The sequence below is a fragment of the Rhizobium sp. SRDI943 genome (assembly GCF_057653695.1).
Genome location: NZ_CM172787.1, coordinates 3,480,105 through 3,497,500 on the forward strand (window position 1 = coordinate 3,480,105; position 17,396 = coordinate 3,497,500).

14 protein-coding genes, 1 tRNA gene and 2 rRNA genes are annotated in these 17,396 nt (G+C 58.5%); 5 read left to right on the plus strand and 12 right to left on the minus strand.

The features are described 5' to 3' along the window. The first annotated feature begins 114 nt into the window (after positions 1-114). A complete protein-coding gene (locus AC245Y_RS17750) occupies positions 115-855 on the plus strand; it encodes an ATP-binding cassette domain-containing protein (protein WP_017995035.1) in 741 nt (246 codons plus the stop codon). 40 nt (positions 856-895) lie between these two features. Then, positions 896-1,894: an ABC transporter permease gene (locus AC245Y_RS17755; RefSeq protein WP_003542537.1), complete on the plus strand. Its 999-nt coding sequence runs from the start codon at positions 896-898 to the stop codon at positions 1,892-1,894. A 58-nt stretch (positions 1,895-1,952) separates the two neighbouring features. Here AC245Y_RS17755 and AC245Y_RS17760 read toward each other — a convergent pair whose 3' ends face one another. The 6 genes from AC245Y_RS17760 to AC245Y_RS17785 all read right to left on the minus strand — a co-directional run bounded on the left by AC245Y_RS17760 (position 1,953) and on the right by AC245Y_RS17785 (position 7,716). Further along, positions 1,953-3,002, minus strand: coding sequence for an ABC transporter ATP-binding protein (locus AC245Y_RS17760; protein WP_012758786.1), 1,050 nt, complete (start codon positions 3,000-3,002; stop codon positions 1,953-1,955). Positions 3,003-3,015: 13 nt separating this feature from the next. Beyond that, entirely contained in the window at positions 3,016-3,858 is an 843-nt protein-coding gene (locus AC245Y_RS17765; RefSeq protein ID WP_012758787.1) for a carbohydrate ABC transporter permease, read from the minus strand. Beyond that, entirely contained in the window at positions 3,855-4,778 is a 924-nt protein-coding gene (locus tag AC245Y_RS17770) for a carbohydrate ABC transporter permease (RefSeq protein ID WP_012758788.1), read from the minus strand. The genes AC245Y_RS17765 and AC245Y_RS17770 overlap by 4 nt, the downstream gene beginning before the upstream one ends. A gap of 11 nt (positions 4,779-4,789) precedes the next feature. Continuing rightward, entirely contained in the window at positions 4,790-6,037 is a 1,248-nt protein-coding gene (locus tag AC245Y_RS17775; RefSeq protein WP_017995036.1) for an ABC transporter substrate-binding protein, read from the minus strand. A gap of 132 nt (positions 6,038-6,169) precedes the next feature. Next, a complete protein-coding gene (locus tag AC245Y_RS17780; protein ID WP_012758790.1) occupies positions 6,170-6,961 on the minus strand; it encodes an SDR family NAD(P)-dependent oxidoreductase in 792 nt (263 codons plus the stop codon). Then, positions 6,958-7,716: a FadR/GntR family transcriptional regulator gene (locus AC245Y_RS17785; protein WP_012758791.1), complete on the minus strand. Its 759-nt coding sequence runs from the start codon at positions 7,714-7,716 to the stop codon at positions 6,958-6,960. Before AC245Y_RS17785 ends, AC245Y_RS17780 begins: the two co-directional genes overlap by 4 nt. A 160-nt stretch (positions 7,717-7,876) precedes the next feature. Between AC245Y_RS17785 and AC245Y_RS17790 the strand changes: the two genes are divergently transcribed. Genes AC245Y_RS17790 through AC245Y_RS17800 form a run of 3 tightly spaced genes read left to right on the plus strand, consistent with a single transcriptional unit; the run spans position 7,877 to position 10,282 of the window. After that, positions 7,877-9,022, plus strand: coding sequence for a mandelate racemase/muconate lactonizing enzyme family protein (locus AC245Y_RS17790; protein WP_012758792.1), 1,146 nt, complete (start codon positions 7,877-7,879; stop codon positions 9,020-9,022). 58 nt (positions 9,023-9,080) lie between these two features. Further along, complete coding sequence (locus AC245Y_RS17795; protein ID WP_017995038.1) at positions 9,081-9,947, plus strand: DUF6772 family protein; 867 nt, start codon at positions 9,081-9,083, stop codon at positions 9,945-9,947. After that, positions 9,947-10,282 carry a hypothetical protein gene (locus AC245Y_RS17800; RefSeq protein WP_012758794.1) on the plus strand — a complete coding sequence of 112 codons (336 nt, stop codon included), beginning with the start codon at positions 9,947-9,949 and terminating at the stop codon, positions 10,280-10,282. The genes AC245Y_RS17795 and AC245Y_RS17800 overlap by 1 nt, the downstream gene beginning before the upstream one ends. Before the next feature lie 44 nt (positions 10,283-10,326). On the opposite strand, the gene AC245Y_RS17805 is transcribed toward AC245Y_RS17800, so the two are convergent. From AC245Y_RS17805 to AC245Y_RS17830, 6 genes are all read right to left on the minus strand, one after another. After that, on the minus strand, positions 10,327-11,721 hold the full coding sequence (locus AC245Y_RS17805) for an FAD-dependent oxidoreductase (RefSeq protein ID WP_012758795.1): 1,395 nt from the start codon (positions 11,719-11,721) through the stop codon (positions 10,327-10,329). Positions 11,722-11,740: 19 nt separating this feature from the next. After that, positions 11,741-12,544 (minus strand): SDR family NAD(P)-dependent oxidoreductase, encoded by an 804-nt coding sequence (locus tag AC245Y_RS17810; RefSeq protein WP_026157462.1) that lies wholly within the window; start codon positions 12,542-12,544, stop codon positions 11,741-11,743. Between the two features lie 544 nt (positions 12,545-13,088). Continuing rightward, positions 13,089-13,454: a hypothetical protein gene (locus tag AC245Y_RS17815; protein WP_157628341.1), complete on the minus strand. Its 366-nt coding sequence runs from the start codon at positions 13,452-13,454 to the stop codon at positions 13,089-13,091. A gap of 32 nt (positions 13,455-13,486) precedes the next feature. Beyond that, positions 13,487-13,563, minus strand: a tRNA-Met gene (locus tag AC245Y_RS17820). Between the two features lie 209 nt (positions 13,564-13,772). Next, positions 13,773-13,887: ribosomal RNA gene (gene rrf, locus AC245Y_RS17825) — 5S ribosomal RNA — on the minus strand. 229 nt (positions 13,888-14,116) lie between these two features. Then, positions 14,117-17,020 (minus strand): 23S ribosomal RNA (locus AC245Y_RS17830). Positions 17,021-17,396: the final 376 nt, after the last annotated feature.

Below are 17,396 nucleotides of genomic sequence, written 5' to 3' on the forward strand. Positions count from 1 at the left end.
GATCGCTTTTCCTGGGAGGATACTGGAAAAGAGAACTCGCCGGAGCCTTGCCTCGAAGACAAGCAGGGTTTGGTGTGATGGATAGCCCGCAGGTTTTGGGAGGCGAGGAGGCTGGTGGCGGTTCTTGAGCTCAGCAATATTTCCAAACATTTCGGTGCCATCCAGGCAGTCAACGATGTTTCGTTTTCACTCGAAGCGGGGCAGGTTGTCGGCCTCATGGGCGACAACGGGGCTGGCAAGTCCACACTGGTGAAGATGATCGCCGGCAACTTCCGGCCGAGCCATGGAACCATGCGGCTCGACGGCGCCGATCTCGTGCTTCATCGGCCGAAGGAAGCGCGCCAGCATGGCATCGAGATCGTTCACCAGGACTTGGCGCTCTGCAACAATCTGACGGCGGCAGCGAACGTGTTCCTGGGACGAGAATTGCGCCGCGGCGTATGGCCTCTTCCCATCCTCGACCACAAGGCCATGTACAAGCGCGCCGGCGAGATATTTCGCGAGCTCAAATCCGAGACGCGGGCGCGCGATCTCGTCAAGCAAATGTCAGGTGGCCAGCGGCAAGCGGTCGCGATCGGCCGCACGATGCTGTCGGAAGCAAAAATCGTATTGATGGACGAGCCGACCGCAGCCATTTCCGTGCGCCAGGTCGCTGAGGTTCTGAATCTGATCCGCCAATTGCGGGACCGGGGCATTGTCGTTGTCCTGATCAGCCACCGCATGCCCGACGTCTTTTCGGTCGCCGACCGTGTGATCGTGATGCGGCGAGGCAGAAAAGTAGCCGACAAGCAGATTGCGGCAAGTTCGCCGGAGGAAGTAACGGGACTGATCACCGGCGCCATCGAACAGGTGTGATCGATGCTATCCGTTGCAACAGGAAGGAAGAAGGTCGACGATGGCGATTACACTTGACCAAACGATCGGACAGAAGCAACGGAGCTGGCTTGCAACGATCATGAGCGGCCAGACATTCTGGGTGCTGATTGCAGTCATTCTAGCCTGCATTTTTCTGTCGATGGCAACGGACTCCTTTGCGACGGCGAAGAACATCTACAACATCACCCGCAACGTCACCTTCGTCGCAATTATCGCGCTGGGCATGACGCTGGTCATCATCACCGGCGGCATCGATTTGTCCGTCGGCTCCGTACTTTGCCTGTGCAGCATGGTGTTGGCAGTCGTCATGCATGCGGGATACAGTATTGAAGTCGGCATCGCCGCCTCGATCGGTACGGCTCTTTTGGTCGGCGCTTTCAACGGCGTCTTGATTGCCTATCTCGGCTTCCCCCCTTTCGTCGTCACGCTCGGCATGTTGTCGATTGCGCGCAGCCTTGCGATGGTTGCATCCAACAACACTGTGGTTTTTGAATTCGGACCTGATCACGACAAACTATTGGCGCTGGGTGGCGGCGCCTGGGTTTTTGGCATCGCCAATCCAGTGCTTTACATGGTCGTGCTGGCACTCATTACCGGTTTCGTGCTGCGCTGGACCAAGTTCGGCCGCTATGTCTTTGCGATCGGCGGCAATGAGCACGCCGCGACACTGACAGGCGTTCCCGTGCCGAGGATCAAGGTCATCGTCTATATGATTTCTGCCCTGTCGGCGGGGGTTGCCGGCATCATTCAGACCGGCTGGCTCGGCGCCGTCACCACAAACATCGGCGCCGGGATGGAACTTCAGGTCATTGCCGCCGCGGTTATCGGCGGCGCCAATCTGGCGGGCGGCGTCGGCACCGCCTTTGGAGCCTTGGTCGGCGCCGCACTCATCGAGGTCATCCGTAACAGTCTTGGTTTGCTCGGCATCAACGCGTTCTGGCAAGGTTGCTTTATCGGTGGCGCAATCGTGCTCGCCGTCCTTTTCGACCGACTTCGCAACTTACGACAGGGCGAGTAGACGAACCCGGCTCTTAAGAGATTTCCGCGGCTCGTGCGCGCCAAGAGCGGCCGCACGTTCAAGCAGTCCGACCTCGTTCGGTCTGCTTTATTGTCTGCCCGTTGCCCTTGAAAAAGTGCACCTTCGAGACATCGGCGGTGAGCCCTATTTGGATTCCCGCCTTCGTGTCATGACCGTCGTGCAGGACGAGGCAATCGTGCCCGTCCGGCAGCTTGACGTGGAGCAGCGTTACTGCCCCGGTATATTCACAAAGCCCGACGGTTCCGCGTAGCGTCCCGTCTCGAGGTTCCACGACCGTCAGATGCTCCGGCCTTATCCCGATGGTCTCGGCGGCGGCATCCATTGCCGTTGCGCCTGTCAGCAAAGGCGCGATATCTGCAGGCAGCAGATTCATTTTTGGGCTTCCGATGAACTGCGCCACGAAGGTATTTGCCGGCCGCTCGTATAGGTCCCGGGGGGAGCCGACCTGCTCGACGCGGCCGTCGCGCAGAACGACGATCTTGTCGGCGAGCGTCATCGCTTCGATCTGGTCGTGCGTTACATAGATCATCGTCGTGGAGAGCCGCTTGTGCAGCGCGGCGATTTCAGAGCGCATGTGCACGCGCAATTCTGCATCGAGGTTCGACAGCGGTTCGTCGAACAGGAAGACATCGGGATTTCCGACGATGGCCCGGCCGATCGCGACGCGTTGCCGCTGACCGCCGGAAAGCTCGCGGGGGTAGCGATCGAGCAATGCTTCGAGCTTCAGCGTGGCGCTTGCTTCATCGACGCGCTTCTGACGCTCCTGTGCCGGAACTTTGCGGACCTTCAGCCCGAAACCCATATTGTCCCGGACGGTCAGGTGCGGATAGAGGGCATAGGATTGGAAGACCATGGCAACACCGCGTTTCGAAGCCGGCACTTCGTTGACCACCCGGCCGCCAATCGCAAGCTCACCGCCGCTGAGATATTCCAGCCCCGAAATCAGCCGCAGCAAGGTGGACTTGCCGCAACCCGACGGACCGACGAATACGACGAACTCGCCCGGATCGATCCTGAGATCGACGCCGCGGATGACCTCGACGGCGCCGAAGCGTTTTTCGATGCCTTTAAGCGATACACTGCTCATGAACGAAAATTCCTCATCCCTTCACGCCTGATAGCGCAAAACTTTCGATGATCTGCCGCTGGGCGATCAGATAGACGATCAGGATCGGCACCACTGCAAGACTTGTAGCGGCAAGCTGCAGGTTCCACAGCGGCAAGCCGTAGCTGTCGTTGAAGTTCGACAAGGCCAAAGGCAGCGTGAACATGTCGAGCGAGCTCAGAAAGATCAGCGGCTCCAGGAACAGGTTCCATGAGAACAGAAAGGTGATGATGGAAACCGCAGCCAGGGCCGGACGCGCCATCGGCAGCGCTATCTTCCACCAGACGCCGAAGCGTGAGAGGCCGTCCATCTTGCCGGCTTCTTCCAACTCCTTGGGCAGGGCCAGGAAATACTGGCGCATCAGAAACGTTGCCATCACCCCATGAGGGCCGAAGGTGGGCAGCAGGATCAGCGGCCAGTGAGTATCCACCAAACCAAACCAGCGCATGAGGAAGAAGTTCGGAATGATCGTCACTTCCTCCGGCACCATGAGCGCCGAGATTAGAAAAAGCATAAGCAGCCCGGCACCGGCAAACCGCATGCGCGCCAGCGCATAACCGGCCAGAGACGAGATGATGAGGGTGAGCGCCGTCACCACGATCGCGATGTAAAGCGAGTTGAAATACTGCCGCGCGAACGGCTGGTAGGTGAACACTTCGACGAAATTCTGCCAGCGCCAAACGCGCGGAATAAGCGTCGGTGCACCGAATATCTCGGTCACGCTCTTGAAGCCGGCAGATACCATCCAAACGAATGGGAAAACAAAAGGAATGGCGGCGATCAAGAGTGCGATCGTCCAGCAGGCGCGGTAGAGGATCTGGATTTGGCGCTGGGTCACTCCGATCCCTTTCTCCGCAGCATCACCTGCACCAGGGTCAGCGCCATGATCATCACGAACATGATCATCGCGAGCGCCGAGGCATACCCGACATTGAAGAACTTGAAGCCCTGCTGGTAGATGTAGAAGGCAAGCACCAATGTGCCGTTTTCCGGGCCGCCACCGGTCATCTGGTATATGTGATCGAAGACCTTGAAAGAGCCGATCGTCGTGATGACCATGATAACCAGCGTGGTCGGCGCCAGCAACGGCCAGGTGATCATGCTGAAAATCTGCCGGCGTGAGGCGCCCTCCAGACGCGCTGCCTCTTCATAGTCCCGCGGGATTGCCTGCAGCGCCGCAATATAGAGGATCATGTTGAGGCCGACCATTTTGATGACGCGGGTGACGATGACCGCTGCCATCGCCCAGCTCGGTTCACGCAGCCAGTTTGGGCCGGTGATCCCGACCAGCGCCAGTACCTGGTTGATGAAACCGCCTTCTCCCTGCAGCAGAAATTTCCAGACGATCGCCCAGGCGATGGCCGAGGTGATGACGGGAGCGAAAAACACCGTGCGAAAGAACACGACCCCGAAGAACGGCCGGGAAAGGGCGAGCGCCAAAGCGAGCGCGAGCGCCATGTTGAGCGGCACGAGACCGATCGCGAAAATAACCGAATTGCGTACCACCAGCCAAAAGTCAGGGTTTTCGAAGAGCGCATTCTGAAAATTGGCAAGGCCTACGAAGGTGGCCTGCTGGCTGAGCAGGTTCCATTCGGTCATTGAATAATAGACCACTGCGCAGAGCGGACCGAGGAAGAAGATGAGGAAACCGATGAGGGTGGGGCTGACAAACAGCCACGCCTCCATCATCTCTCTCATCTTCAACGTCAGCCAGGTCTTTTGGCCGGTTCGAATGGAGTTATGAACGGTATCGGCCATCTTCGTTCTGATCAAAGCAGCGGTTGGATTGCCGCGCAGATGCCCTTGATGGCGGCATCGACATCGGCATCCGGCTTCCACAAGGCATCGACGCGAGGCGCCATGGCGGCAAGGATCTGTGGCGCTTTTTCGTTAACCGAAACCACCCGGCCCTTTTCTATGGCGGCAGCCACATTCTTCATCATCTCGGGCGGCACGAGCTTGTTGCCGTTGATGAATGCATCGGCCTGCAGAACGCTCTTGCGGGCGGGCGGGAAGAACTGCGCCATGGTGGCGACGTTTTCCTTGTTGGTCATATGCGCCACGAATTCCGCGGCGATTTCCGTATTCTTGCCTTGGGCGAACACAACAAGACCGGCCTGGCCGATAACGGGTGACTCACCACCTGGGCCGGTGGGCAACGGTGCGATGCCCCACTTGAAGCCGGCTTCCGCCATCTTCGAAGCGCGGGAAATCTGGTTGACCGTCATCGCCGAATTGCCGGAAAAGTAATCGCCCTGTTCGCCCGGCGGAACGATGGACTTGTCCTTGAAGACCATGTCATGCAGCTGCTTGACCGCCTTGACCGCTTCGGGCTTGTCGAAGCCGCATTCCTTGTTCGACCAGATATCGCCACCATAGGCGCGGATTGGCGGCAGAAGGGCATGGGTCATGCGAGAGGCATAGCCTTCCCCATCCTTGAACTCGAAGCCCCATTTGCCGGGATTGGTTTCCGCGAGCTTCTTGGAGACTTCCTGGAACTTGTCCATGTTCCATTCGCCCTTGGTGGCGAGCGTCAGCGGATCTTCGAGCCCGGCTTTGTCGAACATGTCCTTGTTGTAGTAGATCATGAAAGGCGAGGTGGAGAACGGAATGCCGTAGACCGTTTCATCCTTCTGCCAGAGGCCCATGGCCGGCTTCGAAAAATCGTCGAAATCATAGCCTTCCGCCGCCTTGAGCGTCGGGCCGAGATCCATCAGAAGATTGGCGTTTTCGAAAGCCGGAGCGGCATCCTCCATCATCCAGGCTATGTCGGGAGCATTGCCGCCGGCGATCTGGAAGGTCAGTTTCTGCGTGTAGTCGCTGACCGGCACGGTCTCGAACTTCACGTTCACATCGGGGTGTGTGGCTTTGAAGCTCTCCGCAATGCCATTCAGCATCTTCAGATGCGCCTCGCTCCCGGTCCAGACCGTCATGCGGAGATCCGTCGCGAAGACGGCAGACGTCGATATGCACAATGTCAACGCGGATGCTGCGATACCTGCTAATGCGGCCTTCATGGTTTCCTCCCTTTTTGGTCGTCGGCAATCAGCCTTCACCGACTGAATGCAAACGGCATTCGCCTGGAATTTGGCTGCAAGCTGCGGCGGATGGTTCCGCCGCATGATCTCGAAAACCTTGCCGCAGGCCGCTCACCCGGCAGCGTGCGGAAGGTTCCCGGGCGCGTCTCCGATCGACCATCCTCCGTCGACCGGGATATTTGCACCCGTAACGTAGCTGGCAGCATCGCTGCACAAAAAAACAAACGCCCCAACCAGGTCCTGCGGCTGGCCCGGCCTGCCCATAGGGATCTTGGCGGCTACCGCTTTGCGGAACGCCGGGTCGCCGTAGCGCGCGGCATTGGCTTCGATCTCGATCGCACCCGGCGAAACCACATTCAGCGTGACGCCGCGATGGCCGGTTTCGCGCGCAATCGACCTGATCGCGGTCAACTGCGCCGCCTTGAGCGACGCATAAACAACCGTTTCCGCCCGCGGCCGCACCGCCATGATACTGCCTGTGGCGACGACCCTGCCCCAGCCCCGCTCGGCCATCGGTGGAACCAGCTTTGCCGTCAGCGTCAGCAGCGCCGAAAAATTCGATGCCACATGGGCGTTGACATGCGCCTCATCCAATTCCTGCCAGGGCCGCCGATGTTCGATGGCGGCATTGGCAATGAGGATATCGATCGGGCCGTATGTTCCCAGCACTTCATCGGCAAAAGCCCGCGTCGCACGCCCGTCGGTGAAGTCTGCTTCCAGTACCGGCGCTGTGCCGCCGGTCGCCCGGGCCACCTCACGCGCACCCGTCTCATTGCCGAAATGATGCAGGATCAGTTCCGCTCCATGCTCCGCAAGGCCAAGCGCAACAGCCCGGCCGATGCCGGAACTGCCACCGGTTACCAGCACGCGCCGGCCTTTCAGTGAGAAGCGCGCGGCGCTCATCGCTCGGCATCTTTCAACTTGTCGGCCACCTCGAGCGAGGCAATGTCGGCAGCTTCGAAATGCTCCCGGATTTTTTGCTCGGCGAGATCGGCATCACCAACTGCAATTGCATCGTAGATCGCCTGATGCCGGTCAATCGTTGCCCGCCAGTCAGCGTCGCTGCGATTGGCGCGACGTGAAAACAATTCCGACACCTCGCGCTGCACGGAACGCATGCTCTCCATGTGCACGCGGATCATGTAATTACCCGTCGTCACGGCAAGGCCAAGGTGAAACAGGATATCGGCGGCGGTAAAGCCGGAAGGCTCCTGCACGGAAGCCAGCATGCCCGCCAAGCCCTGCCGCATGATATCCAGACCTTCCGGATCGCGACGTTCGGCAGCGAGCCGGGCAATTCCCGTCTCGACGACGCGGCGCATTTCATTGGCTTCGCGCAGCCGCTTGAGACTGGAACGCACCGCGTAGCCGTAGATTTTGTCCATCGAGTCGCCGCTCAGCGCCTTGGCGCGGGCAACCTTGCCTTGTTGGGTGAAGATCAGCCCGGCTGCCGTCAGCTGGCGAAGCGCCTCGCGGGCGATCGGCTTCGAGACACCGAACTCCCTGGCGATCTCCCCTTCGGGCGGCAACGGCTCGCCAGGCGAGATGCGTCCATCAAAGAGTGCGGCGGCAATCGCATCGGACACCCCATCCGCCAACCGCGAAGGGTTGGGCGGCTTGGCGGTGAAAACGGGTTTCCTTTCGGGAATTTCAGTCATCTCGGTCCTCATATTCACAAAGCTAACATGCAGTTTCCAACTTAGCAACTAGGTTTATCAGTTGCCAAGTCGCCAACATCTAGCTAGGACTAACAGACACGCCCCAAAGCAGCGAGCAAAACCAAGAGCAGCGAGCAAAACATTGGGAACGAAAGAGCCGATGGATTCTGTGCAACGTTCGACCGGACAGGCGATCCTCATTTCAGATGTCGTCGCCCATCCGCTCAGCCAGACGCTGCCCAAACCGACCGTCACGTCCTGGGGCACCTATCACAAGGTCTCGATGGTTCTCGTCGAGGTGCGCACCGATGCCGGCATCGTCGGCGTCGGGGAGGTTTTGGCCCGGTTTTCGCCCAAGGCTTATGCGGAACTGATCGAAACCTCGTTAAAACCACGGCTGATCGGACAGGACGCACGCAATATCGGCGCGCTCTGGCAATCCATGCGGCGCTCGCTGTCAGGCCGCGCCGGCGGCATGCTGATCGAGGCGATCGCTGGCGTCGATATTGCGCTGTGGGACATCATGGGCAAGGCCGCCGGCATGCCGATCGCCAAGCTGCTTGGCGGCATCGGCCGGGAAGCGATCGAGGTCTATGCCGCCGCCGTAAACTGGGTCGACGATGCTGAGGCGGATCGGGAACTGGAGCGCTATATCGGCGAGGGATTCCCGCGCATCAAAGTCAAGATGGCCAATCCCGTCAGGGAAGCCTGCCGGCGCATCGAACGGCTGCGCAAGCGCGCCGGCGACGATATCGAACTCTGTGTCGATGCCAACTGGGCCTATGATCTGGACCAGGCGATCGAAGTCGGCAGGGCGCTTTCGGCCAACGGCTACTTCTGGTTCGAGGAGCCGCTGGCGCCGGAAAACGAGCAAGGCTACGTAGAACTTCGCAAACGCTGCGACGTGCCGCTCGCAGCCGGAGAGAGCAACTTTACCGCCGATCAGGCGCAGCGTCTCGTCGCCAACCGAACCCTTTCAATTCTGCAGCCGGATGTCGCGCGTGCCGGCGGCATATCCGAAACACGGCGTATGGCCGACTATGCCGCCCTGCACGATGTGGGCTACGCCCCGCATATCGGCATGTCCGGCATTATCTGCGAGACGGCCAGCGCGCATCTGGCGGCCGCCCTTCCGAATTTCCGGGTGATGGAATGCGAATGCGATCTTAGCCCCTTCAAGCGCGACCTGGCCGATCTGGCGCCCGGCTGCCTACGCCAGAAGAATGGCCGGCTCGACGTGCCGACACGGCCGGGTCTCGGCATCGAAATCGATTGGGGCGCCGTCAAACGGCTCCGCATACAGTGAGGTCAACGCCATAATGACGACATCAGTCCCCTCTTCCACAGCCGACATGATGGAAGCCATGAGGCTCGCCATGCTTCGCGCAGATCCGGCGCTCAGCCGTTTCGATCCTCTGCCGCGCATCCTGTCCTTTGACGATTTTTCGCGCGGGCATTGCGGCTGGTCACAGTTGGTCGGCAATTACGAGGACAGCCTCGACGTCATGCTGCCCGGCTTTGCCCAGCACTCGAGCGCCATGCTCTCAACGCTCGGGCATTGGGATGCAGGATCCCACGGCGGTATGGATTCGTCCTATGCGCTGAAAATCGCCACAAAGGCGAAACCCGGTGCGCAGAACGTTGCAATCAAGCGCCATACCTTCCGCAAGCGCGGGCCGATCCGCTTCGAGATTTTCTTCACGTTCAAGCCGGAGGCGACGGAACTGAAACTATCGGAAACCGACGTGCGATCGATCGGCTTCCTGTTCGACCTGCAATGCGGTGATCGCGACGGAGACGGCGAGCGGGTTATGCCACATCTGCGCTTTCTCAACGCACTCGACGGCAAGCACCTGCAGAAATGGCAGTACAAACGTGAGACCACGTCCTTCACCGCCATCGGCCGGGAAGACAAGACCGTTAGCCACTATCACCTGGCGCCTGAAGGCTGGCTGGACTTGCCGGATGGTGAACAACGGCTCTGCTACAACGAGATCCCGACGAAGGTGAACTGGAGCTATATGCGCTTCGATTTCGACCTCGCCTCCATGAAGGCGACCGGCTTGCAGTGCAACGACCGGAATTTCGATGTGTCCGGCTTCGAGTCGATCCGGATTCCGGCGATGAAAAACCTCTGGTGCATGCTGAACTTCTGCCTGTTCGCCGAGACGGATGTCGCCAAGCGTGCCTTTCTCTACGTCGATTCCATCTGCATTTCAGGGGATTTTTGATGCTTCCCGAAAACATCACGGCGGTGATAACCCGCAATGAGCGCTGGAGCGGTGACGCCGCGAGCGAACCCTATGAGGCCGGCTGGGCGCATGAAGCCGTGTTCTTTATTCGAGCATTGAAGCCTCCCGTCGGCACTGTACCCAAGGGCTGGGTGGAGATCTCGCCTGACGGCATGCACTGGGTTCGCGAAGGAACGGAATTCGCCATGCCGGGCGAACAGGACGGCGTTGCCGTGGCCCGGCTCAACGCCTTCGGCAATTGGCTGCGCGTTGCAACCCGCTTTGCCGATGGCGCCGAATGCACCGTGCTGGTGACCCTTCATCTGAAGGCCTGACTTGAGAAAACACGGGTATATAGCTTCCGCGCTTTCTCCTTCCGTCAGCCAAGATAGGCGCCCTGGGCCAGAAGTTCCCTGCGCAAATCCGCGTAGTCGACATGCCGGGGGCTTGCCCTGTTGCCGACCGAAAGTGCCGCGGCAACACCGGCCGCCTGGCCGAGCGCAAAACAGGGCGGCATGACGCGAATGGCGCTGAGCGCCTCATGCGTCGCCGAGACCGCGCGGCCGGACACCAGCAGGCCCTCATGAACGCGTGGCAGCATGACGCGGTAAGGTATCTGGTAGATATTGGCGGCATCGAGCCCCGCGCCACCGGTCCCACCGCCCGAGCCTGTGGGGTCGTGAATATCGAGCGGATAGCCGCACAACGCCACGACATCTTCGAAGGCGCGGCCGGAATGCAAATCTTGCAGCGTCAGTTCGTAGGCGCCATCGATCCGTCGGGTTTCCCGCACGCCGATCTGGGTTGCCGTGTCCCGCAGTTCCACCTGTTCGAAGCCGGGCAGATTGTCGCGGAAGAAATCGAGCAGCGCCACTGTCTGCTCGCGGCCTTCAACCTCGGCAAGCGAGAGCTCAAGGGAGTCAGCCCCATTGCGGCGCAACACGCGGCCGGTATTGATGCGCCAGACGCCCGGTTCCATGGTCTTGTAGAGGCCGATGCCGCGGCGAGGCGCGGGAAAGCGGCCTTCTGCCGTCGCCTTGGCGACGATCGAGGCGAAAGGCCGAAAGTCCTGCGGATGCGCGCGGATGTAATCCTCCACCACCTGGTCATCGACGTTCTGCACGCGGAAGAACAATGTTTGCGGCTGGGAAAGGCCGTCGCTTTCCCGCCCCTGACGGGTATGGACGCCGGCATAATGGGCGACATCGCCATCAGCCGAGCAATCGACGACGACCTTCGCACGAGCGCTCCTCAGCCCGCCCTTGCCGGCGCAAACAACCCCGAGCACCCGGGGATTGTCCGCATCATGGTCATCGACGATGGCATCCACGACCATGGTGTGCAGCAACAATTCCACTCCTGCCTCGACGCACATACGCTGCGCCGCGACCTTCGCCGCCTCAGGCTGGAAAGGGGTCACCTTGTCATGGCCGTAGACGATGAAGCCGCAATAGGCCGAACCTGCCGGGATGGTACTCGGATGCAGCGCGCCGCCGAGCGCCATCATCCGCTGAACGAATTCTTCGTAGATGCCGCGGATCAGTTGCTGGCTGCCATCGAGCGAATAGGAGGTCATGCAGGGGCCGACGAGGCCCGCCGTGAGATTGCCGCCGAGGAAGCCGTAGCGCTCCACAAGACGTACCCGCACGCCAAGACGTGCCGCCGCGACCGCGGCCGATAATCCCGATGGTCCGCCCCCGATGACGAGCACATCGACATCATCGAGTTCGGGAATATCGGCCGAATAGGCATAACGGCGGGCTGTCTGCTGCATACGTTTATCCCCTCCCCGTCTAGCGGAACATCGATCCGCCATCGACATCGAGCGCGGCGCCGTAGGTAAAGCTGGCTGCATCCGAGCACAGGAACATGATTGCCGCCGCCATGTCCTCCGGCCGCCCCATGCGCCGCATCGGCAGATTGCCGGCAATACGGTCCTTCAGCGACTGGTCGATATGAGAGTGCATCGGGGAATCCGTCGGCCCGGGGTTCAGCGCGTTAATGCGGATCTTCTTGCCCGCAAGTTCCCGCGCCACCGATTTGACCATCGACAGGGTCCCGGCCTTCGATGCCGCATAGGCGGTATCGGCAATCAGCCCGCCGCCGCCATGCACGCCGGCATCCGAGGCGATGCAGACGATGTTGCCGCCATCGGGGTTGTCGAGCATGCGTTTGACTGCGCCCTGCACGACGAAGAAGCTGCCGAGCAGATTGACGTCGAGCACGCGGTGCCAATGCGCCCGATCCTGCTCGAATATACGCTTGGCCGTGATGATCGCCGCACATGTCACGACGTTGTCAAGGCGCGCGAGATTGGCGTCGCAATAATCGAAAGCCCTATCGATGCTTTCCTGATTGCTGACATCCACCGTCACGGTATGGACAGCCGTGCCGTCATTGCGCAGCTCCGCACCGTAGCGCTTCAACCCCGCCTCATCACGATCGGCCATGACGACTTCCGCGCCCTTGCTGGCGAAGGCCCTTGCAGTTTCAAGACCCATCCCGCTCGCTGCGCCCGTGATTAAGACCGTTCGGCCCGCAAAACTATCGTCGGAAAAAGTAGCATAAGTCCCAGGCATCGTCGCAGCGTCCTTCATTAAGTCAGCAGGCCCGCCTCTCTATCGTTAGCAACGTAGCAACTATGTTATATAGTTGTAAAGTGCGATGTGGAGGCGGTATGCTATCTGGCAGTAGTATCCCGACCAGAAAGGCGCCGTGGATCGAACGGGCAAGCTCTGACGAAAGTTGCCGGAAGGTGGCCGAATTTGCTGTAGCAGTTCCAACGTCAAATCTTGGGTCGGCAGCGCCATTCGGCAAAAACAACAAAGCCCCGGCCGTTTTACGGTCCGGGGCTTTTGCGTATTATTTTTATGGAATTTGATTTCGGTTTGAGGCTTTGCCCCGTTCGGGTCTTAAACAGTTCAGTGGACTGTTTTATCGGGCGGGCCCGATCGACCGCTCACCCTTCAGGTTATGGTGAGCTCTGCGAACGAGGAGCTACCATCGCCAGGGAAAGCGAAGCTTTTCCGCCAGCGATAAGAAGGTAGATGCTGATCTTTAAGAGGAAGGATTTGGTTTCGGGGGCAGGCTTTGTAGTTTTCTGTCCCGCTGCGTCGGCTTTGCCTTCTTGCGGGCCCCTGATTAGGCATTAAACCCTCGACCCGTTACCAAACAAAAAGCCGCCCTGAAGGCGGCTATTTGTTTGGTTGCGGGGGCAGGATTTGAACCTGCGGCCTTCAGGTTATGGTCCGCAGGACGAGGAGCTACCATCGCCAGCGAAGATGAAGTCTTCGCGCCAGCGATATTGCTCTCTTCTGGCAACACAAAAAGCCCCTGCATGGCAGGGGCTTGGGAGTATCTAAGGAAAGGATTGGTTGCGGGGGCAGGATTTGAACCTGCGGCCTTCAGGTTATGGTCCGCAGGACGAGGAGCTACCATCGCCAGCGAAGATGAAGTCTTCGCGCCAGCGATATTGCTCTCTTCTGGCAACACAAAAAGCCCCTGCATGGCAGGGGCTTGGGAGTATCTAAGGAAAGGATTGGTTGCGGGGGCAGGATTTGAACCTGCGGCCTTCAGGTTATGAGCCTGACGAGCTACCGGGCTGCTCCACCCCGCGTTATCCAGGCGACGCTTGCGTCGTCCGTCCAGGTTTTGCCATCTGGCAAAATACCGACTGCCCGAGCAAATTGCTTTTGCAATTTGTCTCGTGTTTTCCTGCCGATGCATTCTAACACAAAAGGCCGCTTTGTGAGCGGCCCTTTTTGTTCGGCATGGGCCGCAGAGTTTGTTCTGAGAAGATTGTTTTACATCAGTTGCGTTTTGCAGACCTGGCAGCGACCTACTCTCCCGCGTCTTAAGACGAAGTACCATGGGCGCAGGGGCGTTTCACGGCCGTGTTCGGAAAGGGAACGGGTGCAGCCACCCCGCCATAACCACCAGGTCGGCAAAGCGCAACTATATGTTTTGAGAAGCTGGCAGGCGTTAGCCTGTTTTCTTTTTTTGAACACGTCTTTGAACCTTCTTGAGGGCGTCGGAGCAGCGCTCCGCAAGGCCAAGTGGCCGTCGCGCCTTGTGGCGCGGCCCGTCCGGAGCGAAGCGGCAAAGCCGCGACAGCGCCAGGACAAAGGTCTGGCACATCGAACGAAGTTCGATGAGCATAGTCAATGAGAACGATCAAGCCAATCGAGCTATTAGTACCGGTAAGCTTCATGCGTTGCCGCACTTCCACACCCGGCCTATCAACGTGGTCGTCTTCCACGGCTCTGATAGGGAATACTCGTTTTCAGGTGGGTTTCCCGCTTAGATGCCTTCAGCGGTTATCCCGTCCATATGTAGCTACCCTGCTATGCCCTTGGCAGGACAACAGGTCCACCAGAGATATGTCCATCCCGGTCCTCTCGTACTAGGGACAGATCCTGTCAATATTCCTACACCCACGGCAGATAGGGACCGAACTGTCTCACGACGTTCTGAACCCAGCTCACGTACCGCTTTAATTGGCGAACAGCCAAACCCTTGGGACCTGCTCCAGCCCCAGGATGCGATGAGCCGACATCGAGGTGCCAAACAACCCCGTCGATATGGACTCTTGGGGGTCATCAGCCTGTTATCCCCGGCGTACCTTTTATCCGTTGAGCGATGGCCCTTCCACGCGGGACCACCGGATCACTATGACCGACTTTCGTCTCTGCTCGACTTGTCAGTCTCGCAGTCAGGCGGGCTTATGCCATTGCACTCGACGACCGATTTCCGACCGGTCTGAGCCCACCATCGCGCGCCTCCGTTACTCTTTCGGAGGCGACCGCCCCAGTCAAACTACCCACCATACACTGTCCCGGACCCGGATGACGGGCCGCGGTTAGACATCCATGACGATAAGGGTGGTATTTCAAGGATGGCTCCACGGAAACTGGCGTCCCCGCTTCAAAGCCTACCACCTATCCTACACATGCCGACACGAATGCCAGTGTAAAGCTATAGTAAAGGTGCACGGGGTCTTTCCGTCTGACCGCAGGAACCCCGCATCTTCACGGGGAATTCAATTTCACTGAGTCTATGTTGGAGACAGCGGGGAAGTCGTTACGCCATTCGTGCAGGTCGGAACTTACCCGACAAGGAATTTCGCTACCTTAGGACCGTTATAGTTACGGCCGCCGTTTACTGGGGCTTCGATTCAAAGCTTGCACCTCTCCTCTTAACCTTCCAGCACCGGGCAGGCGTCAGACCCTATACGTCGTCTTGCGACTTCGCAGAGCCCTGTGTTTTTGATAAACAGTCGCTACCCCCTGGTCTGTGCCACCCCATAATAGTTGCCTACCATGGGGTCACGCTTCTTCCGAAGTTACGCGTGCAATTTGCCGAGTTCCTTCAACATAGTTCTCTCAAGCGCCTTGGTATACTCTACCTGACCACCTGTGTCGGTTTCGGGTACGGTCTATACGGTGGAGCTATTTCCTGGAACCGCTCCGCTGCCCATCCAATCCAATAAGAATGAACAACTTGTGCAATCCGTCACTACCACCAGGCCCACGAATATTAACGTGGTTCCCATCGACTACGCATTTCTGCCTCGCCTTAGGGGCCGGCTAACCCTGCTCAGATTAACTTTAAGCAGGAACCCTTGGTCTTTCGGCGAGAGGGTCTCTCACCCTCTTTATCGTTACTCATGTCAACATTCGCACTTCCGATACCTCCAGGAGCCCTCACGGGTCTCCCTTCATCAGCTTACGGAACGCTCCGCTACCACGTGTATTGCTACACATCCTCAGCTTCGGTGCATGGCTTCAGCCCCGTTACATTTTCGGCGCAAAGACCCTTATTTAGACCAGTGAGCTGTTACGCTTTCTTTAAATGATGGCTGCTTCTAAGCCAACATCCTGGTTGTTTTGGGATCCTCACATCCTTTCCCACTTAGCCATGACTTGGGGACCTTAGCTGGAGGTTAGGGTTGTTGCCCTTTTCACGACGGACGTTAGCACCCGCCGTGTGTCTGCCGAGTAGTACTCCCCGGTATTCGGAGTTTGGTTAGGATCAGTAAGACGGTGAGTCCCCATAGCCCATCCAGTGCTCTACCCCCGGGGGTATTCGCTCGACGCTCTACCTAAATAGATTTCGCGGAGAACCAGCTATTTCCGAGTTTGATTGGCCTTTCACCCCTAGCCACAAGTCATCCCAATCTATTGCAACAGATGCGGGTTCGGTCCTCCAGTTGGTGTTACCCAACCTTCAACCTGCTCATGGCTAGATCACTCGGTTTCGGGTCTAATGCAACAAACTAAATCGCCCTATTCAGACTCGCTTTCGCTTCGCCTACACCTACCGGCTTAAGCTTGCTTGTTACACTAAGTCGTTGACCCATTATACAAAAGGTACGCCGTCACCCTTGCGGGCTCCGACTGTTTGTAGGCATCCGGTTTCAGGTTCTATTTCACTCCCCTTGTCGGGGTGCTTTTCACCTTTCCCTCACGGTACTTGTTCGCTATCGGTCATGCACGAGTACTTAGGCTTGGAGAGTGGTCTCCCCATGTTCAGACAGGATTTCTCGTGTCCCGCCCTACTCTAGGACAATCATGATATCTACGCGTACGGGGCTGTCACCCACTACGGCCGCACTTTCCAGAGCGTTCCACTTTAATCACAATTGCCACTGGCCTGGTCCGCGTTCGCTCGCCACTACTTGCGGAGTCTCGGTTGATGTCCTTTCCTGCAGGTACTTAGATGTTTCAGTTCCCTGCGTTCGCTTCTTACACCCTATGTATTCAGGTGTAGATACCTTATCACAATACCTAGAAACCATTCGGGTTTTCACTCACGCCAGACAACCGGCGACGCACTCCGCACAGCATGGGAAACTCCCATACAGGCCAGAGGCCGTCGGCGATCGTTCGCCGTAATGTCGGATCGAAGATCCGACAACCAGAATGATTTTCTAGGTATTTAAGGTGGGTTGCCCCATTCGGAGATCCATGGATCAAAGCTCATTCGCAGCTCCCCACGGCTTTTCGCAGCGTATCACGTCCTTCATCGCCTGTGCATGCCAAGGCATCCACCAAATGCCCTTACGACACTTAATCGTTCTCATTGCCAATGCTCATCATCTCGTTGCCCGTTCCAAAGAAACGGCAACAGACCGGGTTACCTTTTACAACCCAGTCAATCCAACAATGCCATTAACGTGTTCGACAGATCTGCTTTATTGGAGCTACGCCGAGCAGCTCGCTTGCAGCCTGTCTTAAGACCAGCTTCTCGAGATTGGATCCGATACCGCGCGGTCAGGCAACGGTAATCAAGTCGTCCGTCAGATGCTCATCCCTAAAGACAGCAAACAACAACGACCCAGAGCGACAAGCTTCCTTCCTACCTCCAGTCCTTCACCCATATCCGGCCGGCTAGGCCATCCATGGGATCACTAGAACTGGGCTCGGACGCCTTGGGCAAAACCCAAAACAC